This window comes from Lysobacter sp. 05T417 (assembly GCF_056396405.1).
Genome location: NZ_JBFTLK010000001.1, coordinates 496,615 through 518,344, shown reverse-complemented (window position 1 = coordinate 518,344; position 21,730 = coordinate 496,615). Strand labels below are relative to the sequence as shown.

Sequence of the window (21,730 nt, the reverse complement as noted above, 5' to 3'; positions counted from 1 at the left end):
GATGGCCTGGATGGCCTGGCAGCAGGTGCGCGTCGACGCGGATGTCGGCGCTGCGTTCGGTCCCGATCGACGCGTGGCCGCCGCACGTGGACAGGCCGGCGACGCCGACGCGCTTGCCGTGGCCGCGCGTGAAACGCTGCGCGACCGCCCCATCGACGGCGGCGCATTCCGCCTGCTCGGACTGGCTGCATCGCTGCAGTCCGATCCCGACCGTGCGATCGACCTCTACCGCACGGCCGCGCGCCTGGCGCCGCGCGACGATATCGCCCAGGCGATGCTCGTCGATGCGTCGTTCGCGCAGGGCAGGGTGGATGAGGGCGTGACCCACATCGATGCACTGCTGCGCATTGCGCCGCATCTGCGTGAGCCGATGCTGGTTTCGTTGATGCCCTTCACCGGCAATCCCGAACTGCACGCGGCGCTGGTGCGGGTGCTGGCGGCCGATCCGCCGTGGCGCGGAGCCCTGGCGCGAGTACTGCGCACTTCCGACCCGGCGCAGACCGAGGCCCTGCTGTCGGGCCTTAGCCAGACCGTGCCGCTGACGCCTGCCGAGCTGTCGGTGCGGGTCGATGCGCTCACCGCGCTCGGCCAGGCTGCGCGTGCACGCGAGATATGGCTCGCTTCGCTGGCAGAAGATGAAAGGGCGCTCGATGGCCTGCCGTTCGATGGCGGCTTCGAGGGCCAGGACCAGACCGGTGGATTCGGTTGGAAGTGGTCCGACGAACCCGGCGTCAGCATCACCCTCGACGCCATCGACCCGGTGCAGGGGCAGCAATCGCTGCAGGCGGACTTCAGCGGTCGCGCGATGCGATTCATTGGCCCGCGCCAGCGCCTGGCGCTTGCACCGGGGCGTTATGAGCTCAGCAGTGCCGTGGATGACCGGACCGGGTCGCCGCGACGCTTCGCCTGGTTCGTGCAATGCACGGCCGGGCCGGAGCTTGCGCACGCAAACCTCATGCAACTTGACCTTCCGGCCTCCGCGTCGTCGCACTGGCGGACCGCGCGTGCGACGTTCGATGTGCCGCCTGACTGTCAGGGTCAACAACTGACGCTGCGTCACACCGGCCGGTCGCTGTCCGAACGACAGATCAGTGGCACTTTGCGCGTCGATGACGTGCAACTGAGAAAAGTTCCCAGTGCTGTCACATTGCAAACTGCGTCACGCTCCGAATAGGCTGTCGCAGTGACACATTTCGTGTTGATAGGGAGTTCTAAAGCCATGAAGCAGATTCTGTTTGGTCTGGTCGCTGTCCTCGCATTTGGCGCGGCTTCCGCGCAGACCGCACCGGCCAACGACGCCGCGAAGGATCAGGCCGCTCCGGCCAAGAAGGTCGCTTCGCAGGAGAAGAAGAGCAAGGTCGACGGTTCGACCGTGCTGGCCGTTGGCGCCGGCGTTGCCGCCGCCGCAGCGCTTGCCAGCGGTAGCAGTGGTAGCGACGAGCCGGCACCGGCTCCGAAGCCGCCGAAGCCGTCCAGCCCGTAATGCCTTCGAGCCGCGCCGGACCGTGGGTCCGGTGCAGTGGCGAACGGGTCGCCTCGAGCGGCCCGATCGTCTGAGACGAATCCAATTGAATAGATCCGGAGTTGTGCAATGAAGTCGCTGATTGTTGGAATGTTCGCGTTGACCCTTGCTGGTGGTGCGCTTGCGCAATCGCCGAAGGTACTTGTCCGCTCCAACAGTGGCGACGTGCAGGTCGGTGGCCGCACGGTCGGTGAGGTCAGCAGCGCTGGTGCCGAGGCCGGCGACGTGGTCGTCGTCAACGGCGGCGAAGCGTACGTCACCTATTCCAACGGTTGCACCGTCAAGGTCACCGGCAGCTACACCGTGCAGGACACCGCGCCGGCGAAGTGCCCGAGCCTGGGCAAGACCGGTTCGGACACCAACTACGTCATGGTCGGCTCCGGCATCGCCGTGGCTGCCGGCGCCGTGGCGCTGGCGTCTGGCGGTGGCGACGACGCCAAGCCCGCTCCGGCTCCGCCGAAGCCGTCGAGCCCGTAAGCGCGCACCGCCGTCCACTCAGAACAGAATGGATAGCGACGGGCCGCCGCGTGCGGCCCGTTTGCTGTCAACGAGGTTGAAATGCGTTTGAAGGGCGCCAAGGGGACGCCTGATACGGCCGCCGAACTTGCTGCCGCGCTGCTGTTGACTGCAGCGCTGCTGGCTGGTGGCGGGTCGCGTGGCATCGGCGACGTCATCGTGCACATGGCTGCGCTGCCGGCGTTGCTGCTGGCGCTCATGCGCTGGCAATGGGCGCCTGCATCCAGGCCGCAGCGCGCCATGGCCGTCATCTGCCTGGGCGCGATCGCACTGGCCGTGCTGCAGTTGATTCCACTGCCTCCCGCGATCCTTTCAATGCTGCCGGGACGTTCGGACGTGCTTGCCGATCTGGCGCAGGCCAGGCAAGCGCATGGATGGCTTCCGCTGACGCTGGACCGCTGGGGCACCGTGCGTGCGTTGCTGGCGATGCTGGTGTTCGCGTCGTTCTGGGCGCTGGCGTGCACGCTGACGACGGCGGCAAGGCTGCGGCTGCTCAAGCTCGCGCTGGTGCTGGCGACGCTGACGGCGCTGCTGGGCTACGCCCAGTCTGCTGCGGGTACTCATTCCGCGCTGCGCTTCTACGACTATCACCATCCCATCGGCGCGATCGGCCTGTTCGCCAATCGCAATCACTTCGCCTGCCTGATGGCGATGCTGCTGCCTTTCGCCATCGCCCTGGGCGTGCAGAGCCAGACCAGGCGCCGCGTGCCTGCCGCCCTGGCCTGGTATGCGGTCGCGGCGATGCTGTTCCTCGCCGCGGCCCTGAGCTTCTCGCGAACCGGGCTGGCGCTCGCCTGCGCGGCTGCACTGGCCAGCGTCGTGCTGTCGTCGCGGGTCACTGACGCCAGCAAACCTGGCCGCGTACGCCGCTGGGCGCCAATGGCCGCCATTGCGGTGGCCATCGCCGGCATTGCCGTCTACGCATGGGACGGCATCAGCCACCGCCTGCAGCAGGATCCGCTGGAAGACCTGCGCTGGCAGTACCTGCGTTACGGCTGGGACGCCGCGCAGGCGTACCTGCCGTGGGGTAGCGGCTGGGGCAGCTTCAAGTCGGTGTACGCGCCGCTCGAGCCGGTCGCGGCGATGCGCGAGGTGTTCGCGTTGCACGCGCACAACGATGTGCTGGAGACGCTGATCGAGGCCGGCTTGCCAGGAATTGTCCTGATACTGACGCTGTTGGTCACGGTGATCTACGTCACAAGAAAAAGTCTCATTGATCACACTTTCCACGGGCCGATACTCAGTGCCGCGGCGATTGCCGCGTTTGTCCCGTTGGCGCACTCCCTGGTCGATTACCCGTTGCGGACCCATGCGGTCGCGGTGGTGTTCGCGCTGGTGCTGTCCTTCCTCCTGACGAACGCGAGCGAATCGCGATGACTGGGGGGGTCCGCATGCTGTTCTCGCCAATCCGGCCGGAGTACGCAGTCGAACGTGCGTCATTGAACAAGTTTTCGGCCCTGTTCGGGCTGATGCTGCGCGTGCTCGACATCGCCGTGATCGTCGCGGTCGGAGTGATTGCCTACTGGCTGCGGTTCGACACGACCGACATGCCGCTGGAGATCCGCCAGGCGGTTGCCCGCGGCGTGTTGTTCACGCTGCTGTCGATGGGCTCGTTTTCGATGTATCGCAGCTGGCGCGGCAAGAGCGTGGTTGCCGAAGCCTTCAAGCTGCTCGGCGTATGGACCGTGGTGTTCCTGCTGGGCATCCTCTATGTGGCGCTGCTGAAGGTGCAGGGCGTGACCTCGCGCCTGTGGTGGGCGTACTGGTTCATTGGCACCGTGCTGGCCTCCGGCGTGGGCAGGCTGGTGTGCCGCAAGGCGGCCTCCTGGGTGCGTGTACGCGGGCTCGATATCTGCACCGCGGTCGTGGTTGGCAGCAACGCCGATGCGGCGCACATCGTGCGCACCCTGGAACGCCAGCGCTGGGCCGGCATCGAAGTGCGCGGCTGGTTCAGCACGGCGGCCGGCATGCAGCCGGCGCTGGCCGGCGTTCCGCATCTGGGCGATCTGGGCGCGCTGGCGCATTACGTCGAGCTGCATCACATCGGCCAGGTCTGGATCGCGTTGCCGGTGAGCGAGCAGGTCGCCATCGACCGCATCGTCACCGACCTGGACCACTCGACGGCCGACATCAAGTTCGTGCCCGACCTGTTCGGCCTGCAACTGCTGAACCACTCCGTTGAACAGATGGCGGGCCTGCCGGTGATCAACCTGCGCGCGAGTCCGCTCAATGGCGAGGCGCGCCTGCTCAAGGGCGTGCAGGACCGCGTGCTGGGCGCGCTGATCCTGGTCCTCATCTCGCCGCTGCTGTGCCTGATCGCGATCGGTGTGAAGCTCAGCTCGCCCGGGCCGGTGCTGTTCAAGCAGAAGCGCCATGGCCTGGACGGAAAGACCATCAAGGTCTGGAAGTTCCGCAGCATGCGCGTTCATGGCGAGAGCGTGGGCAAGCTGACCCAGGCGACCCGCCACGACCCGCGCGTGACGGCCTTCGGTAGTTTCCTGCGCCGCACCAGCCTCGATGAACTGCCGCAGTTCATCAACGTGATGCAGGGGAAGATGTCGATCGTGGGGCCGCGGCCGCATGCGGTGGAGCACAACCACCACTACAAGGTGATCGTGCAGAACTACATGCAGCGCCATCGCGTGAAGCCGGGGATCACCGGCTGGGCGCAGGTCAATGGCCTGCGTGGAGAAACCGATACCGTCGACAAGATGGCCTCGCGTGTCGAGTACGACCTGCATTACATGCAGAACTGGTCCCTGTTGCTTGATCTTCGCATCATCGCGATGACGGTGGTGAAGGGGTTCTTTGGCAAGGCTGCGTATTAGGTGTGGAAGTGGAAGGCGGGGCAAGGATCGATGGCCTCAGTCAGTGCGTCATCCGGCTCTACGAGCCGGGCCCGGAGCCAATGGTCAAGGCGTGTGATTCAGTCGGTGCAGAGCAGGCGAAGTGAACAAAGATCTTCATAGCGACCAGGACGTCAGTGCAGTGACTGTTCCTCAGACTGAGCCGAAGCGAATATTGCTGATCGGAAAGATATCGCACGAGAACTTCGGCGACCTTCTGATGGGTGTCTATTACGCCAAATGGGTGGCGGAACTTGGTGCCGTCCCCGTCTTCTATCGCGCGGACCCGAGGGTAAAGCTACGATTGGAAGACGAAGTTGCTTGCGAGTTCGTCGATGATCCTGCTTGTGCGTCGATCGCCGGGGCGATCTACTTCGGCGGCGGCTACTTCGGGCATAGCGCCACCAACTTTCACTCGTGGCCCAGGCAATGGCTGGTCGACGGCTACTTCATCACGATCCACCGCTGGCTGGAGCGCCATGACGTCTCCTACATCGTGTCCTCCGTTGAGATCGGTCCGCTCTGTGGTGGAAAGATCCGAGTTGCGGTTGCCAGGATCCTTGAAGGGGCGGACTTCGTTGCGCCGAGGAATCGTGCATCACTCAGGTTCGCGCGCGCCATCGCTCCGGGCTCCACACTTGAGGATGGTCGCGATGTCGTCTTTGAAGAGGAGCGGGTTCCCGGACATGGTGATCGTTCGTTGCCGATAACGCTCGGAATTCATGCTGGTGAGAAGCTGGCCTACGGCAGCGCGCTGCGCCGGCGCTACATTCGTGGATTGATGGCGGCCATCGAGAGGAATGCCAGCAAGATATCGCGCGTCGTCGTCTTCTTTGACTCAGCATCGACCCGAGGCAGTAGTGAGTCCGCCGATCGCTTCGCGAACGATGTGCGGTCGCTCGGCATCGAGGTTGTCGTCTCGGAGTATGCGGATCTGAAGGCAACCCTCGCGGTATTGCGCGGACTCACTCACTTTGTCACGACGAAGCTGCACGCGGGTGTTGTCGTGAAGGCGAGTGGCGGCAGGGTTCTCGCAATCAACGACCAGCCGAAAGTTCGTCGGTTCTACCGGAGCATTGATTCTGGTGACGACGTTATCTCGTTCTACCTGAGTTCTGCTTCGCGAATTTCGAGGCGAGTGGACCGGTTGTTTGGCTCCGCGTCTGTCCGAGTCGATTCTGGCGGGATCGGAGGTAGGACGCATCAGGACATGACGAAGACCTGGCTCAGGCGTTTGTTGGTATCCAATGCTTAGGAAGATTCTCTCCACTGGCGCTCTTTCTGGAGTGTCGATGTTGCTTCTTGCGTTGAGCGAAGTAGTTGCCGCTCGACAGTTGGGACTTCATGACTATGGTTCCTTTGCCTCTGTCACGGCGCTGGCAACGATCGTAGGTGCCGCGATGTGTTTGGGCTTGCCCCAGCTGGCGCTCAAGGCACTGCGAGCGCCGTCAGGCGTGCTCGCGAACGCGGGCGACGGTAGCGTTGGACTGGAAGGAGCCATGGTCTCCAAGCTGACCATGATGCATTGCGGTCTGATTCTGGCACTTGGCTCGGTGGCCATTCTGATGCTGCGCGGGGACTACTCCTGGGCCTTGCAGGCCTACGTGCTTCTGCCGGCGTCAATAGCGGCGAAGGTAGGGCTAAGGCGGATTCTGACCGGCCTGGATCGACCCAGGGAGGGGCTGGTTGCCGACGAGATTGCGCCCGTCCTGTTCTTCTTCGCACTTGTCTTGGTAGGTGGCGCCGTTTCGGCGGGGCCGCCGAGTTCACTTCAGTTTGTGTCCTATCTCTGTATCGCAAACGTGATCTCGGTTGTATGGATACTGTTGAGGGACAGGTCGCGACTAGGTGTGTTGGCTTCGCCCCAAGTCTCGGTGGGCGGTGCGGTGGGCGTGTACAGGGAAGCTCTGCATTTTGTGCCATTCGTCTTTGCATTCATTGCGGCGAAGAAGGTTGATGTCGCGCTGCTGCATATGATGACGAACTCGTCTTCAACAGCCTTGTACGCAGCCGCGGCAAAGTTGGCGATGCCCGGGCTGGCGGTAAGCTCTGCGGTCAACATGCTTGCGACACGCGAGCTGGCAGATGCGTATCACTCACGCTCGCGAGTGAGGTTCTATGGTGCTTTGAGACGTGGCGCTCGGATATCGCTGCTCGTTGCGGCGCCTTACTATCTGATCGTTGCCCTTTGCTCAAAGGAGCTGCTTCGCATCGTGTTCGGCGCGGATTTCGTGCCGGGTTGGGACGTGCTTCTGGTCCTTTGCGTAGGTGCGTTGGTGACCGCGTCCTCCGGCCCGATTCTGATTGCGTTCTCTGTGACGGACCTTAGCCGTTCGCTCTCGCGCTTGACCTTCTACTACTTAATCGCGTTAGCTCTCCTGGTGGTGGCGTTGAGCGCCTGGATGGGAGCGCTGGGGGCCGCTGTCGCCACGGTGATTGCTGGTGCCATGTACAGATCACAGCTTTGGCGGCAGATCAGAATGACCACGCGCGATTGGTCGCAAGAGGCGAGCGCGTGATAGTCGCCATGATCCAGCGGCCGCCGCCGATTCACGGTGCCGCGTTGAGGAACGAAGAGTTCCTTAAGTTTCTTCAGGGTCATGATGAAGTGGTCGCCATTGACCTGGCCCCTAAACAAAGCATCGGCACCATAGGTGCGTTCAGTCTTGGGAAAGTGAGCGCTGGGCTGGGCGTGTTCTGGAAGCTGCTATTGGTGCTTCTCGGCCGGACCCGCCAGATCCAGGTTGTCTATATCACTCCAGCGCAAGGTGGCTGGGGGCTGCTTCGCGACTCCATGCTCATTGTGCTGGCAACGCTGTTCCGTCGCAGGGTTGTGGCGCATTTTCGCGCGATTGGCTTGCACAGGGTGCTGGGGTTCAAGCGGACTCTTCTCCGATTTGCAATGACCAGAGTCCATGCGGTGGCGATGTCCAAGCGTGTTTCGCAGGATCTGAGTGGAGTGGTTGATGATTCCAGACTGCACATTGTGTCGAACGGTCTACGCGACTATTCGCCATCTCGTCGCGCGTCGCGGTCCGATTCTGAGCTCCGCGTCCTGCACGTCAGTAATCTGAGTGCCGAGAAGGGTGCGTTCGATGCGCTTGAGGCTTTTCTCCTCCTCTTGGACAGGGTCGCCGACGCCCGATTGACCATCGTCGGCTCGTGGGTCGATAAGGACGAAGAGGCCCGTTTCGCGAAGCGGTTGGAGGATAGTGGTGCTGGAGCGGCTGTCCGTTTGCCGGGCCCGTTGTACGGCGAAGCCAAGTGGCGCGAGTTCATTGCGTCTGATCTGTTTCTGTTTCCGAGCACATACAGCAAGGAGTGCTTTCCTGGGGTGGTGCTGGAGGCAATGAGTGCGGGTCTTCCGGTTGTTTCCTATGCGCACGCGGCAGTCCCGGACATTCTTGATCACGGGGCTACGGGCTGGGTCGTCGAGTGCGGCGACGTCCAGGGCCTCGCCAACGGGATGAGTTCGCTGGCATCGGACTCAACGTACCTCGCGACGATGTCGGATGCGGCATTCGGCAAATTCAACGCAAACTTCAAGGCGTCGGTGACCCACCCGAGGCTTCTGGATGTCCTGAGGGGCTGTCCTTGAACGTTGTCTACCTCCTGTTCGCCTTGTTGCTGTTTGGTGCGCCGTTCATTGGCTCGATCGAAGTTGGTGGTGTCTCCGTCGTCTTGCTCAGAGATGCCGGCCTGATAGCGCTATGCGTGATGTTCTTGCTGAAGGCCGGATCTCGCCACCGGCGACCAAGGCTGTTTGGCGCTCCACCCGCCTGGGCTCTCTGGCTGTTGTTGCTCTCGGTGTATGTGGCGATCAACACCATGCTTTCGGTCAATGGTTCGAACGCAGCGAGCATAGCAGTTCGGCTGTTTGGCTTGTCTGCCGTCGCGATGACTTTGATCTGCGTTGATGACGTCCGAGGGGCATACCAGAAGGCCATCCTCCAACTCCTTGCTGCCTACTGCCTGGTTTCCCTGGTGGTGGCGCCGTTCGTTGGAGAGTATCTCGAGGGTCCCTTGGGGAGGCATTTCACAAAGTTCGTGGCGCTGACTGGCTTCTGCTTGTCACTTTCGCTGATCGCCAACGGTCTGAATCGAAGGATTTCGTACGCTTGTGCGGCGCTGTCGGTGACGGTAGGAATTCTCTGCCTTCAGCGTGGCTTCGTCATTGCTGCATTTGTTGCGTTGCTTGTGACGATGTTGCTTCTCAAGGTTTCGGTTGGCCTTCGCGTCAGGGTGCTTGCCGCAGCACTGGTCCTTGGGGGCGGGGCATGGATGGTCATCGGGGATCGCTTGGTCGAGTATGCGTTCTATGAAGGGGTCGGCCCTGCTCAGATCGTTTCCTCCATCGCGGATGGTTCGTTTGAGCTAAGCATGCTCAGGACGCGTTCAAGGCTTGATCTTGCCGATATCGTCATCACGGGTTCCCAGGTGAGCGTCCTTGGACACGGGGCTGGCTGGTCAAAGTATTTGATCGGTGGTTTCTATGGCGAAGGAAAGGAACCGCACAATGACATGCTGGTCCTTTTGTTTGACTACGGACTGCTGGGGTTGTCGTTGTTCTTTCTGTTCTTGTTGTCCTTCTTTCGCCGGGGCAAGAACATGTCCCGGCAGGGTGGCCGGATAGGGGCTCACGCGTTAGCCGCCACGTCCTTGATGTCGGGTTGCGTAGCGTGGATGTTCTTCTCCAACGTCCTCATTTACTCGATGGCGGGGCTGGCCTTCTCGATAGCCTTCATGGCGCTGGCTGAGGCTGAAGTTGCCAAGGGGCAGAAGTGCTCGGCCCGATGAACAGTATTGAAGTACTGGGACACCCGATCCATGTGCTGGGTTGGAGCGACTCAGTTGAGAGGGTGCTCTCCTGGGCTGCTGTGGGCGAGAGTCGAGCTGTCTGCATTTGCAACTCACACTCGTTGGTGAACGCCTCCAAAGACGCAGCCTTTGCGCAGGTGCTCAGATCCTCGGATATGAATACCTCGGATGGGGCGCCGGTCGCGTTCTTGATGCGTCGATATGGCGCCGAGCGCCAGGTGCGGATCAGTGGGCCTGATCTGATGCTTCTCTGCTGCGAGAGTGCTGCCCAAGCGGGGGTGTCGGTCTTTCTCTATGGAAGCAGGCAAGAGACGCTGGACGCGCTTGTGTCTGCACTGAAGGGCCGTTTCCAGTCGCTCAAGATCGCCGGTTCGTACTCGCCGCCATTCCGGATGCTGAGCGAAGGGGAAGACGCCGCTATCGTCGACGCCATCAACGCGTCAGGTGCCGGAATCGTTTGGGTTGGACTGGGGTGCCCCAAGCAGGAGGCTTGGATGATTGCGCATCGCGGGCGCATCAAAGCTGTCATGGTCGGTGTTGGTGCGGCGTTCGATTACCACGCGGGGTTGATTGCGCGGGCGCCACATTGGATGCAGCAATGCGGGCTCGAATGGCTCCATAGGCTGCTCAGCGAGCCGAGGCGCTTATGGCGCAGGTACCTGGTGACAAATACTCTTTTCATCGTGTTTGCCATCCGCGAGTTGCTCAGCAGGGCTGCTCGCTGATAACGCGGTGAATGATCAGAACCTAAGCGAAGCCTTCACTCAAACTCCGCAAACGGCTGCCTGATCAACGCATGCACGCGCAGGCCCGGGTGCTGGTCCGCCAGCTTCAGCGCGCCGCTCAACGCCACCACACGGTCCGAGATATTGGTCAGCCCGTTGTTCGCGCGCATGCCGTCAACGCCACCAATCCCATCGTCACTGACATGGATGAACATCCAGATCGCATCATTGCGCAGGTTGATGCGCAGCCGCACTTCGCATTTACTGGCACGGGCATGGCGCACCACATTGGTCACCGCTTCCTGCACCACCCGGTAGGCCGCATTGCGGTGCACCGGGGCCAGCATCGACAGCAGGCGGGCGTCGCCCTCGAGGTGTGAGGCGAACGCGAGCCCGGCTTCTTCGACCAGGCGGCGGATCTGGCCACGCTCGATCGATGCGTACAAACCCAGTTCGTCCAGGGCCGCCGGGCGCAGTGACTCCAGCACCGAGCCGATATTGCGGCGCATGTTGCGGGTCAGTTCCAGCAGGTTGTCGACCACGGCAGTCCGCCCGCTCGCGATGAAATCACGCTGGGCCAGCTTGAGGTGCGTCTGCAGCGCGGTCAGGTTCTGACCGAACTCGTCGTGCAGGTCGGCGGCCAGGCGCCGGCGTTCGCGCTCTTCGGCCTGCAGGTTGCGCAGCGCCGAGGCGTGCAGTTGCGAGGTCAGCACAGCAGCCTGCGCATTGGCTTGGCGGAGCAAGGCGGTGCCGCGGCGCATGTCGTCTATGGCGACGCCGAACAGGAGCGCCATCGCTCCGGTGATGGCGATGAACATCTGCAGGCGGATCGGCGTGTAGACCGGCAGGCCGACGTGCTCCTCGACCGCAATGGCGATGCTGGCCACCAGCACCGACACCGCCGCACCGCGCCAGCCGTGGCGCATGGCGAACACCACCACCGCGACCATCAGCAGGAGTCGCAGCAGTTCACCCAGGTTGCTGCCAGGCCGGCTGAGGCTCAGTACCAGGTACAGGGCCATGGTCGGCAACAGATAGCGGATGGCGCTGGTGATGATCGGCTTGGACGGCGAGTAGTGCGCCGGCTCGTCGATCCACGCGCCCAGCGGCACGATCAGGATGCAGCCGATGAAGTTGCCCAGGAAGTTCTTCAGCAGGTAGGCGGCCAGCATCGCCAGCACGCTGGGGCCGGCCAGCGGCGCGATGTCGATGACCTGGGCCAGCCGCATGTCGCCGACCCGGCCGTCAATCAGCGCATACACCAGGTCCTTGCTGACCACGGCCAGCGCGGAGACCGCGGTGGCCAGGTGGATCCGGGTCATGGACTCCAGGTTCATGGCGTCTTTCGGGAAGACGCGCCAGTGCTGCAGCACGATCACGCCGGTGGCGAGCAGGAACGGTTCCAGGAGGTTGTCCAGCACGAACTGCAGCGGGCCGGGCCAATACAGCATGAAGTCCCCCGGCACGCCGGAGGTGATGCTGATGGCCACGCCGTTGATCGTGCGCGCGAGCACCGCGCCGGCGAACAACCAGGGCCACCAGCGCCGCGGTATGCACCACAGGGCGGTGAACAGGACGCCGTTGGCGACCATCCAGTGGAAGAAGCCCGCGAGCCCCAACGGCACGTAGACCGCGATCACCGCGATCATGGCCACCAGGCCAATGGCGACCTCGCGTATCGCGCCGCCGGAGCGCGCGCCCTTCTCGACGGCGAGGGGGCGCGGCGGGGAAGCCGGGCTTGGCGGGTCGGATGGGCGCAGGGTCTGGTTCATCGGCAGGCAGATTACCCGGTGCCCATGGGCCGGGAGGGAGACTTTTTCTAACCCGCGGGGCGCGAGGGCTGTCAGACTAGTGTCATGGTCAGGGTATTGCTAGTTGACGATCACGCGATCGTCCGCGAGGGCTTCAAGCGCCTCTTTGAAAACACCGAAGGTTACGAAGTCCTGGCGGAGGCCTCGACCGTGGCCGACGCCGTGGCGGCCGCCCGTGCCCATTCGCCCGACATCGCCGTCCTCGATCTGAGCCTGAGCGCGGGCAACAGCGGCCTGACCCTGCTGGGGCAGCTGGCCACCGTGGTGCCCGACGTGCGACGGGTGGTGCTGAGCATGCACGACGACCCCGGCCTGGTGCTGCGGGCGCTGGACCTGGGCGCGCACGGCTACGTCACCAAGGCTGCCGCCGTGGATGAACTGGTCGGCGTGCTCGATCGGGTCATGCAGGGTGAAATCGTGCTCAGCAGCGATCTCAACGCCACCGTGCAACGGCCGGTCGCCTCGCGCTTGACGCCGCGCGAAGCCGAAACCCTGCGCGGCCTGCTGTCGGACCTGCCGCCGAAGGCGATCGCCAGCGAGCTGGGCATCAGCGTGAAGACCCTCTACCGCCATCGCGCCAACCTGATGGAAAAGCTGGGCGCGCGCACCGTTGGCGAACTGGCGCGAATTGCGCGCGAACGCGGACTGCTGACGATGTGGGGTCGCTGAGAAAGCGCCCTCATCCGCCCTTCGGGCAGATTCTCCCGCGTGCGGGAGAAGGGATATGACTACTCCAGCTGCGACGCCGCAAACGCCGCATCCAGCGCTTCCATCGCATCGATCGGCTTGAGCTTGGCTGCCTTCTCGTACGCAGCCGCGGCGGCATCTTCCTGCTTGTCGCCATGCAGCAGCATCAACACGTTGCCGTGCTCGATATGGGCGATGGGCGAGTCTGGCGTCAGTTTCAACGCGGTCTTGATGTGCTTCTCCGCTTCTGCAGCCTTCGCGCCGTAGGTCAGGCCGCCGATCATGCCGCCGACCTTGCCGATGATCTCGGCGTGGTACAGCGCCATCGCCGTGTGCGCCTCGGCGTGCTTTGGCGACAGCGCCAACGTTTTGTCCAGCGCGCCGCGCACCTTGCCGGCGATGCCGGCCTTGAGCGCCTTGGCGATGCTCAGGCCCTGGCTGTAACGGCCCAGTGCGAAGGCATGGCGATAGTGGCTGTTGGCGTCGTCGGGCAAGGCCTTCACTGCCGCCTCGGCAATCTTCGCCGCCTGCTCGAAACGCTTGAGCTTTTCCGCGTCGTCGTCTACGAGGTAAGTGGCGTGGATGCCGATCGCCTTCACCGCGACCGACGCGCCAACCGTGCCGAGTGCTTCGCCGGCATCGAACGCCGCCTTGAAGTCGCCGTGGTGGAAGCTGCGCCAGGCGTCCTGCAAGGCGTTTGCCAGCGCGTCGGCATCCAGCCCCTTGGGTGCGGCCTTGCCGGCGGCGGCAATCAACGCCGAGGCGCGCTTGCTGTCCGGGAAGGGCTCGGTGTCGCCGGCATGCAGCTTCGGCCAGGCCTTCTTGAGCGCGTCGCCGGCATAGGCGAAGCCCTTGGCGTCATGCGGAAACGCTGCCCAGCTGGATTTGGCGGCCATCTGCGGTCCTTGTCGGCGGGTCGGGACGGGCAGCATCTCGCCAGTGGACGGGACATGGCAAGGGGTGCGAGGGCCTTAGTGTGTTTGCTCGATCGCTCGCCACGAAAGTGGGCGCCAAAGCCGGGCATTCCGCCTGGATATGGAGTTCCCGATGGCGGCTGTGAAGCGCAAGTCCGGCGCAGCGAGCAAGACCACGCTGCGTCACGTCTGGTTGGCCGGCCTGGGCCTGGTCGCAGTCTCGCGCCGCGCAGCGCTGGCGGCATCGGCCCATGCATCGGCGCGGATCGATGCGTTGCAGCGTGGCGCGCAGGCGCTGGCTGGCACGGCCGGTGCGCGCATGCGCCAGGTGGAACCGCGCGTGGTGCAGTTCAGCAGCGACGTCGAGGCGCGACTGGCGCCGGTGCTCGACAAGCTCGGGTTGAAGCCGAAGGCCACGCGCCAGGTGCGCACCGCGACCAGGAAGCCGCAGTCGCGTCGCGCGACGCGTGCGCCGGCGAAGCGGGCCGCGGCTCAGTCCAGGTAAGCGCGCGTCAGCGTATTGAGGTGCACCCGCTCGGCGTCGCGCAGGAATGGCGCCAGCAGCATCATCACCTGCACGATGCCGTCGCGGATCGCCGCGTGTTCGTCCTTGTCGCCACGCGCGGCGGCGTAGTTCAACCAGAACGTGGCGATCACCAGCACGTTGGTCGCGGTCGCTGCCACTTCGTCCTTCGACGCCCGCATGATCCCGGCCTGCACCAGGCCGCGCATGACCGTGTGCGCCTGCTCGTCGGCACGGCGCAGGATGCGGGCGAAGCGCAGCCGCAGGCGGCGGTTGCGGCTGAGGATCTCGACCAGGTCGCGATGCAGGAAGCGGTAATCCCAGATGCACTCGAACACCAGGTGCAGTTGCAACCAGATGTCCTCCAGGCCGGGCAATCTTCCCTGCGGCGCGGCGAGCGCGGCGTCCATGCGCTCCTCGAAGCGCGCGAACAGCTGCTCGATGATGTCGTCCTTGTTGCGGAAGTGGTAGTACAGATTGCCCGGGCTGATCTCCAGCTCGTCGGCGATATGGTTGGTGGTGACGTTCGGCTCGCCCAGCGCGTTGAACATGGTCAACGCGCTCTCAAGGATGCGCTGGCGGGTCTGTTTCGCCATCAGTTGTCTCGTGGGGCGGAGGGGACGCGGCAGTCCGCGTGTGAGGGCCGGGTGAAAATCAGGCGCGCAGCCGCTTGACCAGGTCGATGTACTTCTTCTTGGCGTCGTCGGTCGAGGTGCCCTTGAGCTTGGCCCAGGCCTCGTACTTGGCGGTGCCGACGAAGTCGAAGAATCCCGGCTTGGGACCGCTGACATCCCCTTCGGAGCCCTGCTTGTAAAGCGCGTACAGCCGCAGCAGCGTCTCGTTGTCAGGGCGGTCGGTCAGCGTTTTGACATCCTTGGCGGCCTGCTCGAAGTCCTGCTGTAAACCGGTGTTTCGCAGATCGGACATGGGTCGCCCCTCCCGGCGGCCAAGATGGTGCGGGCATTACCGCACGCACCGCAGGGGTGGTCAATACGCCCGGGAATTGTCGCGCGCGACCGGCTCTGGCAACGTAGGCCCATTACGCCGCCAAGCGGCATGCTCAAGGTCAGGGAGTGGGACATGAGTTATTTCGTCACGGGCGCGACGGGTTTCATCGGACGCTTCCTCGTCAGCAAGCTGCTCAAGCGCAAGGGCACCATCTATGTGCTGGTGCGCAAGGACTCGCACAAGAAGCTTGATGCCATCGCCAAGAAGATGGGATGGGACAGCAAGCGCGTGGTCCTGGTCGATGGCGACATGACCCAGCCCAACTGCGGCGTCAGCGCCGCGCAGCTTCGCGCGCTCAATGGCAAGGTCAAGCACTTCTTCCATCTGGCGGCGATCTACGACCTCACCGCCAACGCCGAATCGCAACGTGCGGCCAATATCGACGGCACCCAGAACGCACTCGACCTGTCGGTGGCGATCAAGGCCGAAGTGTTCCACCACACCAGTTCGATCGCGGCGGCCGGCCTGTACCAGGGCGTGTTCCGCGAGGACATGTTCGACGAGGCCGAAGGCCTGGACGATCCGTACCTGCGCACCAAGCACGATTCGGAAGGACTGGTGCGGCGCGAATCCCGGATCAAGTGGCGCATCTACCGGCCGGGCATGGTCGTGGGCCACTCGCAGACCGGCGAGATGGACAAGATCGACGGCCCTTACTACTTCTTCACCTTCCTCAAGAAGCTGCGGGAGCTGCTGCCGCCGTGGATGCCGATGCTCGGCCTGGAAGGCGGGCGCATCAACGTGGTGCCGGTGGACTTCGTGGTCGATGCGATGGACCACATCTCCCACAAGCCGCGCCTGGACGGGCATTGCTTCCACCTGACCGATCCGGAACCGATGCGCGTGGGCGAGGTGCTCAACACCTTCGCCCGCGCCGGCCATTCGCCGGAAATGACCATGCGCATCGATGCGCGCATGTTCGCCTTCATCCCCGGCAGCGTGCGCGGCATGGTAGGCAACCTGCCGCCGGTGCGGCGCTTCGTCGGGATGCTGCTGCGCGACTTCAAGATTCCCAAGGCGACACTGAAGTTCCTGACCTATCCGACCCGCTTCGACAACCGCGAGGCCGAGCGCGCACTCAAGGGCAGCGGCATCCATGTTCCGCCGCTGGAAGGGTATGCCTGGCGCCTGTGGGACTACTGGGAGCGCCACCTCGACCCGGACCTGTTCGTCGACCGCTCGCTCAAGGGCAAGGTACGCAACAAGGTCGTGGTCATCACCGGTGGTTCGTCGGGCATTGGCCTGGCGACTGCCCAGCGCGTGGCCGAGGCCGGCGCGATCACGGTGATCGTGGCGCGTGGCGAGATCGAGCTGTTCAAGGCGCGCGACGAGATGAAGGCCGCCGGCGGCAAGGTGTTCGCCTACACCGCCGACTTGGCCGACATGGAGGACTGCGACCGTCTGGTGAAGACCGTGCTCGAGGAGCACGGCCGCGTCGACGTGCTGGTCAACAACGCCGGCCGTTCGATCCGCCGCTCGATCGAGCTCAGCTACGACCGCTTCCATGACTTCGAGCGGACGATGCAACTCAACTACTTCGGCAGCCTGCGCCTGATCATGGGTGTCATGCCGGGCATGGTCCAGCGCCGCAAGGGCCACATCATCAACATCAGTTCGATCGGCGTGCTGGCCAATTCGCCGCGTTTTTCGGCCTATGTCGCCTCGAAGGCGGCGCTCGATGCATGGAGCCGCTGCGCCCAGGGCGAGTTGTCCGGCAAGGGCATCAGCTTCACCACCATCAACATGCCGCTGGTGAAGACGCCGATGATCGCGCCGACCAAGATGTACGACTCGGTGCCGACGCTGACGCCGGACGAGGCAGCCGACCTGGTCGTGAAGGGGATCATCGAACGACCCAGCCGGATTGCGACGCGACTGGGCATCACCGCTTCGGTGCTCAATGCGCTCGCGCCTAAGGCCTACGAGGTGATCATGAGCACCGCGTTCGAGCTGTTCCCCGATTCGGCGGCGGCACGTGGCGACAAGCAGGCGCTACGGGGCGAGGTCAAGCCGAGCAACGAGCAGATCGCGTTCGCCTCGCTGATGCGAGGCGTGCACTGGTAGCAATTCAGTAGCTACTGCACTGCAGGAACCGCACCGTCCGCTGGCTTTCCGCCGGCGGCTGCAGTTGCAGGCGTGAGGCGCGCAGCGATTCGTAGCGGTTGAGCACTGCGCACACTTCCTGCACGTGCAGTTCCTGGACATCCTCGCGTTGCTGGATGAACAACGTCGAGCTGGTCGACCACAACACCCGCTCGACCCACGGCAGGGCGGAGATGGCGTGGATGACTTCGCCGCGCTCGAACTGTTCGCGATTGGGATCGGCCGGTGCCGCAGCGGTCAGGGCAGGCTCGTTGGCCTGCGCGGCGGGCGTGCCCGGCGCCGCAGACGGGCGCTGGGCGAGCGGCGCAGCGGTGACTTGTGCCGTGTCCGGCGCGCCCTGCATCACGGCCGGCAGGAAGCCCACCGCCACGCCCAGCACGATCGCGCCCAGCCATGCGATGACGATCTCGCGGATGCTGCGCTTGCGTGCGCTCGCGGTCAGGTCTTCGCGCAGCGAGGAGGGCAGCATCTGGCTGACCAGCGCCCACAGTGCCGTGCCGTCGTAGAGCTCCAGTTCGCCGCCAGCCTTGCGCGCCTCGGCGTCGATCCGCGCCGGCGTGGCGAGGATGCCGCCGGCGGCGCCGTTGAAGCGGACCGCATCGGCCAGCTCGCGCACGCTCGCCGCACCCAGGCGCGAGCGGGCGCCGGCCTGCTTGCAGGCCAGCAGCCACGTGCGGCCTTCGCGCATCAGGCGGATCTCGGCCTGCGGTCCGTGCTCGAGGGTCTGCTCGACCGATTCGGCGACAAAACCGCGGGCATGGAGGGCTTCGATCACCAGCCGCGAGAACTCGCGCCAGCGCATGCCGGCCAGGGCGTCGATGCCGGCGGCGGTTTCTGCCTGGCGCTGGCGGACCAGCCACAGGTAGGCCGTGGCCAGGGCACCGGAAAGGACAACGACGACGGTCGCAATCAAAGGGGAAAAGCCGGCCGACATGCGTGACTCTGTTGGTTCAGGGCCCGCGAATATACGCCAGCTTCATCTCAACTCGCATGGCAGCGTTCGCACTGCAAAAAGAAAGCCCGCCAGTCCGAAACCGTAAGGGGAAGGGAGCATACGGAAGCGCGGACTGGCGGGCTTGTTTGTGCGCGCGGCGGTTGGCCGTGCGGTAAAGCGGCAGGGACGGCCTGGGCCAGCCCCGGTAGGTCAGTTGCGGCGGGTCAGGACGCGGCGGACTTGCGCGGCTTGCGTGCTGCCGGCGACTTGGCAGCCTTGGCGGCCTTCTTCGCTGCCGGGACCTTGCGCGCGGCGGCCGGCTTGCCGCCCTGGCGGCGCAGTTCGGCGGTGAGCGCGTCGACCTTGCGGCTGAGTTCGGTCAGGTCGTCGCGGCCCGGCACGCCGAGCTTGATCAGGGCGCGGTTTACGCGCTCCTCGAAGACCTTTTCCAGGCGGTCCCAGGTATCGGCGGCACGGTCGCGTGCCTGGCCAACCCGGGATTCCACGACGTCACGGACGGCATCGGCCTGGCCACCGGCGAACTTGCGCGCGGTCTGCTCCAGGGTCATGCCTTCCTTGATCAGCGCGTCGAACAGCTTGGTGCCTTCGGCCTGCGCGCGAGAGAACGCGCCCACGCCAGCCAGCCAGATCTGCTGCGCCGATTCGCTCAGGCTGCGCGAGAGCTGCTCGGCCTTGTCGGCTTCGGCCTTGCTTGCCTTGCTGCCACCGGTGCTGCGACCAGCGCTGGTGCGGCCGGTGCTGGCCTTCTTGGCCGCCTTCTTGAACTTCGCCATGCGGGTTCCCTCGATGGGAGTGGCTGATGTGCCACCACCATCGCCCCGCGCTCTAGAGCTTTCACACCAGCGAGGAATCAGCGACGGCGGCGAGCGGCGACCAGGCGGCCGACATCGTCCAGGGCGCGGTCGAGCCTGGCGGTGGTTTCGGTGTGCCGGGTCGGCATGTCGAGGCCGTCGAGGATCGAGCGCCCGGCATCGGCGATCAGGTCGGTGCGCAGGTGGATGCCGTGCGCGGCCAGCTGCGGGCCCAGGGTGTCGGCGCGACGGTGCAGGTCGGCCAGGGTGTTGCGGTAGGCGATCTCGCAGATGCGCCGGCGCGCCGAGAAACTGAAGGCGTTGGTGAAGAACAGCTCGCCGTCCTCGGCATTGGGTTCGAAGATGAGCTGGTCGATGTCCGGGTACTGCTGGGCGTAGCGCGCCAGGCCGACCTGCATGCGCGACTGCAGCAGCGTGCGGAAGGTCTGCGACAGCACCGCCGGCAGGCCGCCTGCGGCGAGGCTGCGCTCGCGGCTGACGGCAACACCGGCATCGCCCTTGTTGAAGGGCACGAGCGGGTTGATGCCGATGAGCAGGTCGATGTCGCGCTCGAGCAGCACCGAAGCGTTCATGGTCCGGCGCAGCGCGCCATCGACGAAGTGGCGGCCGCGGACCTCGACCGGCGGATACAGGCCGGGCAGGGCGGCACTGGCCTGGACCGCGGTGGAGATCGGCACGTCGTTCCAGCCCTCGCCGCCGAAACGCACGACGTCGCCGCTGTCGAGGTCGACCGAAATGACGTAGAGGGTGGCGTCGAGTTCACGGAAATCGTTGCTGCGGCCGCGCCGGGTGAACACGTCGCGCAGGAATTCCTCGACCCGGGCATTGTCGAACAGCCCGGTCGGCACCAGCCCGCCGAAGCGCATCAGAAGGTCCGACCAGCGCGCTTCCTTGCCCGAGAACAGCATGTCCTGACCCCACTGCGCGGCCAGGCGCGGCAGGCCGGCGGCACGGCGCAGGTATTCGAAGATCGCCGGGCGCAGGAAGGTTTCCGGACGGAACTGCACGTCGTCGCTGTCGCCGGTGATGAAGATCCGGCACATCTGCGCGGTGTCCATGCGGTTGGCCAGGCCGGCAGCCAGGAAGGCGCCGCTGCTGACGCCGACGTAGCTGTCCAGGCGGGTGAGGTCGAGGCCATCGAGGGCTTCGTCGAGCGCGCGCAGGGCGCCCAGCTCGTACATGCCGCCGATCGGGCCGCCGCCGGCAACCGCCAGGCCTATCCGGCTGGGGCGATCGGAGCGGGTGCGCGGCCGGTGCCGGGCGGAATGGACTGACAGCATGGAGGCACGGGTTGCGGGGTTGACCCGAGTGTAGCCGGGTTCGGCGGGCGCCACCGGCCCGTCCGGTTTGCCGCACAAGCGCTATTGCCGGGGCGCGCGTGGCCGGCGGCCGGGGTGGCTTGCAGGGGCCGGCGGCGGCCGCGATCATCGGCCTGATGTCCCCGCACACGCCCAGTGGCAGCCACCGTCGTCGTCCCCTGGCGCAACGGCTGCAATGGCTGCTGCACGAGCACCAGGCGCTGCACGATCCGGCGCAGGAGCCGCGCAACCGCCTGCGCTGGCTGCCGGAGGTGCGGCGCTGGCAGGCGCGGCGGCTGGAAGCCAGTTTCGACCAGTTCCTCAGCGACCCCAGGCGTCGCCCGGCCGCGCAGTTCTTCCTCAGCGATGTCTACAACGACCACGACTTCAGCCGCCGCGACGCCGACATCGCCAAGGTCCTGCCGATGATGCAGCGCCTGTTGCCGACCGGTCTGCTGGAGACGGTGGCGGACGCGATCGAGCTGGGCCTGCTCACCCATGCCTTCGACCTGCGCATGGCCCAGGTGCTGCAGGAGATCGGCGGGCAGCGCCGCAAGCTCAACGCCGAACTCTATGCGCGGGCGTACCGGCAGGCCGGCCTGCCGCGGCTGCGCTCGCACCAGATCGACCTGATTTCGCGGGTCGGCCTGGGCCTGGGCAATGCCCTGCGCATGCCCGGCATTTCGATGCTGCTCAAGCTGTCCCACGGGCCGGCGAAGGCCACGGGCCTGTCGGAACTGCAGGGGTTTCTCGAGCGCGGCTTCGAGGCGTTCTCGAAGCTCGGCGACGTGCGCAGTTTCATCGCCGAGATCGAAGTCGACGAGCGCGAGGTGTCGCAGCGCGTGTTCGCCGGCGAGCCGGATCCGTTCCGCGGGCAGATCGACTGAGGTCGTCCCGGGCCCGCGGCGGTGGCCTCAGGCGAAGCGTTCGTCGAGGACGCGCTTGATCTCGGCTTCGATCGGGCCTTTCATCGTGCTCAGCAGGAATCCCAGCTTCGCGGTGACGTGAAGTTTCTCGGGCTCCAGCTCGATGTGGCCATCGACGCCGCTGCGATTGAAGTTGAGGACGTCGCCGTCCCAGGCGTAGTCCATGCCGAAGCGCTCGGACAGTTTCTCGGCCACTTCCTGCACGGCCTGGCGGGCCTGGTCGGGCGAGAGCGAATGGGCGTGGTGGATATCGATGTTCGACATGT

Annotated in this window: 22 protein-coding genes; 14 read left to right on the top strand and 8 right to left on the bottom strand. The window is 65.0% G+C overall.

Going from position 1 to position 21,730, the window contains the following annotated elements; translation table 11 throughout:
* Positions 1-10 precede the first annotated feature (10 nt).
* From AC1DER_RS02290 to AC1DER_RS02245, 10 genes are all read left to right on the top strand, one after another.
* Positions 11-1,174 (top strand): tetratricopeptide repeat protein, encoded by a 1,164-nt coding sequence (locus AC1DER_RS02290; RefSeq protein ID WP_477357613.1) that lies wholly within the window; start codon positions 11-13, stop codon positions 1,172-1,174.
* A 45-nt stretch (positions 1,175-1,219) separates the two neighbouring features.
* Entirely contained in the window at positions 1,220-1,483 is a 264-nt protein-coding gene (locus AC1DER_RS02285) for a hypothetical protein (RefSeq protein ID WP_477245585.1), read from the top strand.
* A gap of 108 nt (positions 1,484-1,591) precedes the next feature.
* Complete coding sequence (locus tag AC1DER_RS02280) at positions 1,592-1,999, top strand: hypothetical protein (RefSeq protein ID WP_477245587.1); 408 nt, start codon at positions 1,592-1,594, stop codon at positions 1,997-1,999.
* A gap of 81 nt (positions 2,000-2,080) precedes the next feature.
* Positions 2,081-3,415 (top strand): O-antigen ligase family protein, encoded by a 1,335-nt coding sequence (locus AC1DER_RS02275; protein ID WP_477245589.1) that lies wholly within the window; start codon positions 2,081-2,083, stop codon positions 3,413-3,415.
* 62 nt (positions 3,416-3,477) lie between these two features.
* Positions 3,478-4,866, top strand: a complete 1,389-nt coding sequence (locus tag AC1DER_RS02270; RefSeq protein ID WP_477245591.1) for an undecaprenyl-phosphate glucose phosphotransferase — start codon at positions 3,478-3,480, stop codon at positions 4,864-4,866.
* 121 nt (positions 4,867-4,987) lie between these two features.
* Positions 4,988-6,139, top strand: a complete 1,152-nt coding sequence (locus tag AC1DER_RS02265; protein ID WP_477245593.1) for a polysaccharide pyruvyl transferase family protein — start codon at positions 4,988-4,990, stop codon at positions 6,137-6,139.
* 37 nt (positions 6,140-6,176) lie between these two features.
* The gene (locus tag AC1DER_RS02260; RefSeq protein ID WP_477245595.1) at positions 6,177-7,403 is read left to right on the top strand and encodes a lipopolysaccharide biosynthesis protein; all 1,227 of its coding nucleotides are present in this window, start codon (positions 6,177-6,179) and stop codon (positions 7,401-7,403) included.
* 8 nt (positions 7,404-7,411) lie between these two features.
* Positions 7,412-8,482, top strand: a complete 1,071-nt coding sequence (locus AC1DER_RS02255; RefSeq protein ID WP_477245597.1) for a glycosyltransferase family 4 protein — start codon at positions 7,412-7,414, stop codon at positions 8,480-8,482.
* Positions 8,479-9,681 (top strand): hypothetical protein, encoded by a 1,203-nt coding sequence (locus tag AC1DER_RS02250; RefSeq protein ID WP_477245599.1) that lies wholly within the window; start codon positions 8,479-8,481, stop codon positions 9,679-9,681. Before AC1DER_RS02255 ends, AC1DER_RS02250 begins: the two co-directional genes overlap by 4 nt.
* A gap of 125 nt (positions 9,682-9,806) precedes the next feature.
* On the top strand, positions 9,807-10,427 hold the full coding sequence (locus AC1DER_RS02245) for a WecB/TagA/CpsF family glycosyltransferase (protein WP_477245601.1): 621 nt from the start codon (positions 9,807-9,809) through the stop codon (positions 10,425-10,427).
* 35 nt (positions 10,428-10,462) lie between these two features.
* Here the strand turns inward: AC1DER_RS02245 and AC1DER_RS02240 are convergent, their stop codons facing one another.
* Entirely contained in the window at positions 10,463-12,199 is a 1,737-nt protein-coding gene (locus AC1DER_RS02240) for a histidine kinase (protein ID WP_477245603.1), read from the bottom strand.
* Positions 12,200-12,283: 84 nt separating this feature from the next.
* Between AC1DER_RS02240 and AC1DER_RS02235 the strand changes: the two genes are divergently transcribed.
* Positions 12,284-12,907, top strand: a complete 624-nt coding sequence (locus tag AC1DER_RS02235) for a response regulator (protein WP_441816135.1) — start codon at positions 12,284-12,286, stop codon at positions 12,905-12,907.
* 59 nt (positions 12,908-12,966) lie between these two features.
* Here the strand turns inward: AC1DER_RS02235 and AC1DER_RS02230 are convergent, their stop codons facing one another.
* Positions 12,967-13,821 (bottom strand): hypothetical protein, encoded by an 855-nt coding sequence (locus tag AC1DER_RS02230; RefSeq protein WP_477245605.1) that lies wholly within the window; start codon positions 13,819-13,821, stop codon positions 12,967-12,969.
* Positions 13,822-13,972: 151 nt separating this feature from the next.
* Here AC1DER_RS02230 and AC1DER_RS02225 point away from each other — a divergent pair, with 151 nt between their 5' ends.
* Positions 13,973-14,344 carry a hypothetical protein gene (locus AC1DER_RS02225; RefSeq protein WP_477245607.1) on the top strand — a complete coding sequence of 124 codons (372 nt, stop codon included), beginning with the start codon at positions 13,973-13,975 and terminating at the stop codon, positions 14,342-14,344.
* Here AC1DER_RS02225 and AC1DER_RS02220 read toward each other — a convergent pair.
* Entirely contained in the window at positions 14,332-14,958 is a 627-nt protein-coding gene (locus tag AC1DER_RS02220; protein ID WP_441816138.1) for a TetR/AcrR family transcriptional regulator, read from the bottom strand. The two genes, AC1DER_RS02225 and AC1DER_RS02220, sit on opposite strands and share 13 nt — an antisense overlap.
* 58 nt (positions 14,959-15,016) lie before the next feature.
* Positions 15,017-15,289: an acyl-CoA-binding protein gene (locus tag AC1DER_RS02215; RefSeq protein ID WP_441816139.1), complete on the bottom strand. Its 273-nt coding sequence runs from the start codon at positions 15,287-15,289 to the stop codon at positions 15,017-15,019.
* A gap of 153 nt (positions 15,290-15,442) precedes the next feature.
* Between AC1DER_RS02215 and AC1DER_RS02210 the strand changes: the two genes are divergently transcribed.
* Positions 15,443-17,434, top strand: coding sequence for an SDR family oxidoreductase (locus tag AC1DER_RS02210; RefSeq protein ID WP_477245609.1), 1,992 nt, complete (start codon positions 15,443-15,445; stop codon positions 17,432-17,434).
* A 4-nt stretch (positions 17,435-17,438) separates the two neighbouring features.
* On the opposite strand, the gene AC1DER_RS02205 is transcribed toward AC1DER_RS02210, so the two are convergent.
* The 3 genes from AC1DER_RS02205 to AC1DER_RS02195 all read right to left on the bottom strand — a co-directional run bounded on the left by AC1DER_RS02205 (position 17,439) and on the right by AC1DER_RS02195 (position 20,520).
* Positions 17,439-18,407, bottom strand: a complete 969-nt coding sequence (locus AC1DER_RS02205) for a restriction endonuclease (RefSeq protein ID WP_477245611.1) — start codon at positions 18,405-18,407, stop codon at positions 17,439-17,441.
* Between the two features lie 224 nt (positions 18,408-18,631).
* Positions 18,632-19,201: a phasin family protein gene (locus AC1DER_RS02200; RefSeq protein WP_477245613.1), complete on the bottom strand. Its 570-nt coding sequence runs from the start codon at positions 19,199-19,201 to the stop codon at positions 18,632-18,634.
* 77 nt (positions 19,202-19,278) lie between these two features.
* On the bottom strand, positions 19,279-20,520 hold the full coding sequence (locus AC1DER_RS02195; RefSeq protein ID WP_477245615.1) for a patatin-like phospholipase family protein: 1,242 nt from the start codon (positions 20,518-20,520) through the stop codon (positions 19,279-19,281).
* 155 nt (positions 20,521-20,675) lie between these two features.
* Here AC1DER_RS02195 and AC1DER_RS02190 point away from each other — a divergent pair, with 155 nt between their 5' ends.
* Positions 20,676-21,425 (top strand): DUF8198 family protein, encoded by a 750-nt coding sequence (locus AC1DER_RS02190; protein ID WP_477245617.1) that lies wholly within the window; start codon positions 20,676-20,678, stop codon positions 21,423-21,425.
* 27 nt (positions 21,426-21,452) lie between these two features.
* Here AC1DER_RS02190 and AC1DER_RS02185 read toward each other — a convergent pair whose 3' ends face one another.
* Complete coding sequence (locus AC1DER_RS02185; protein ID WP_477245619.1) at positions 21,453-21,728, bottom strand: polyhydroxyalkanoic acid system family protein; 276 nt, start codon at positions 21,726-21,728, stop codon at positions 21,453-21,455.
* Positions 21,729-21,730: the final 2 nt, after the last annotated feature.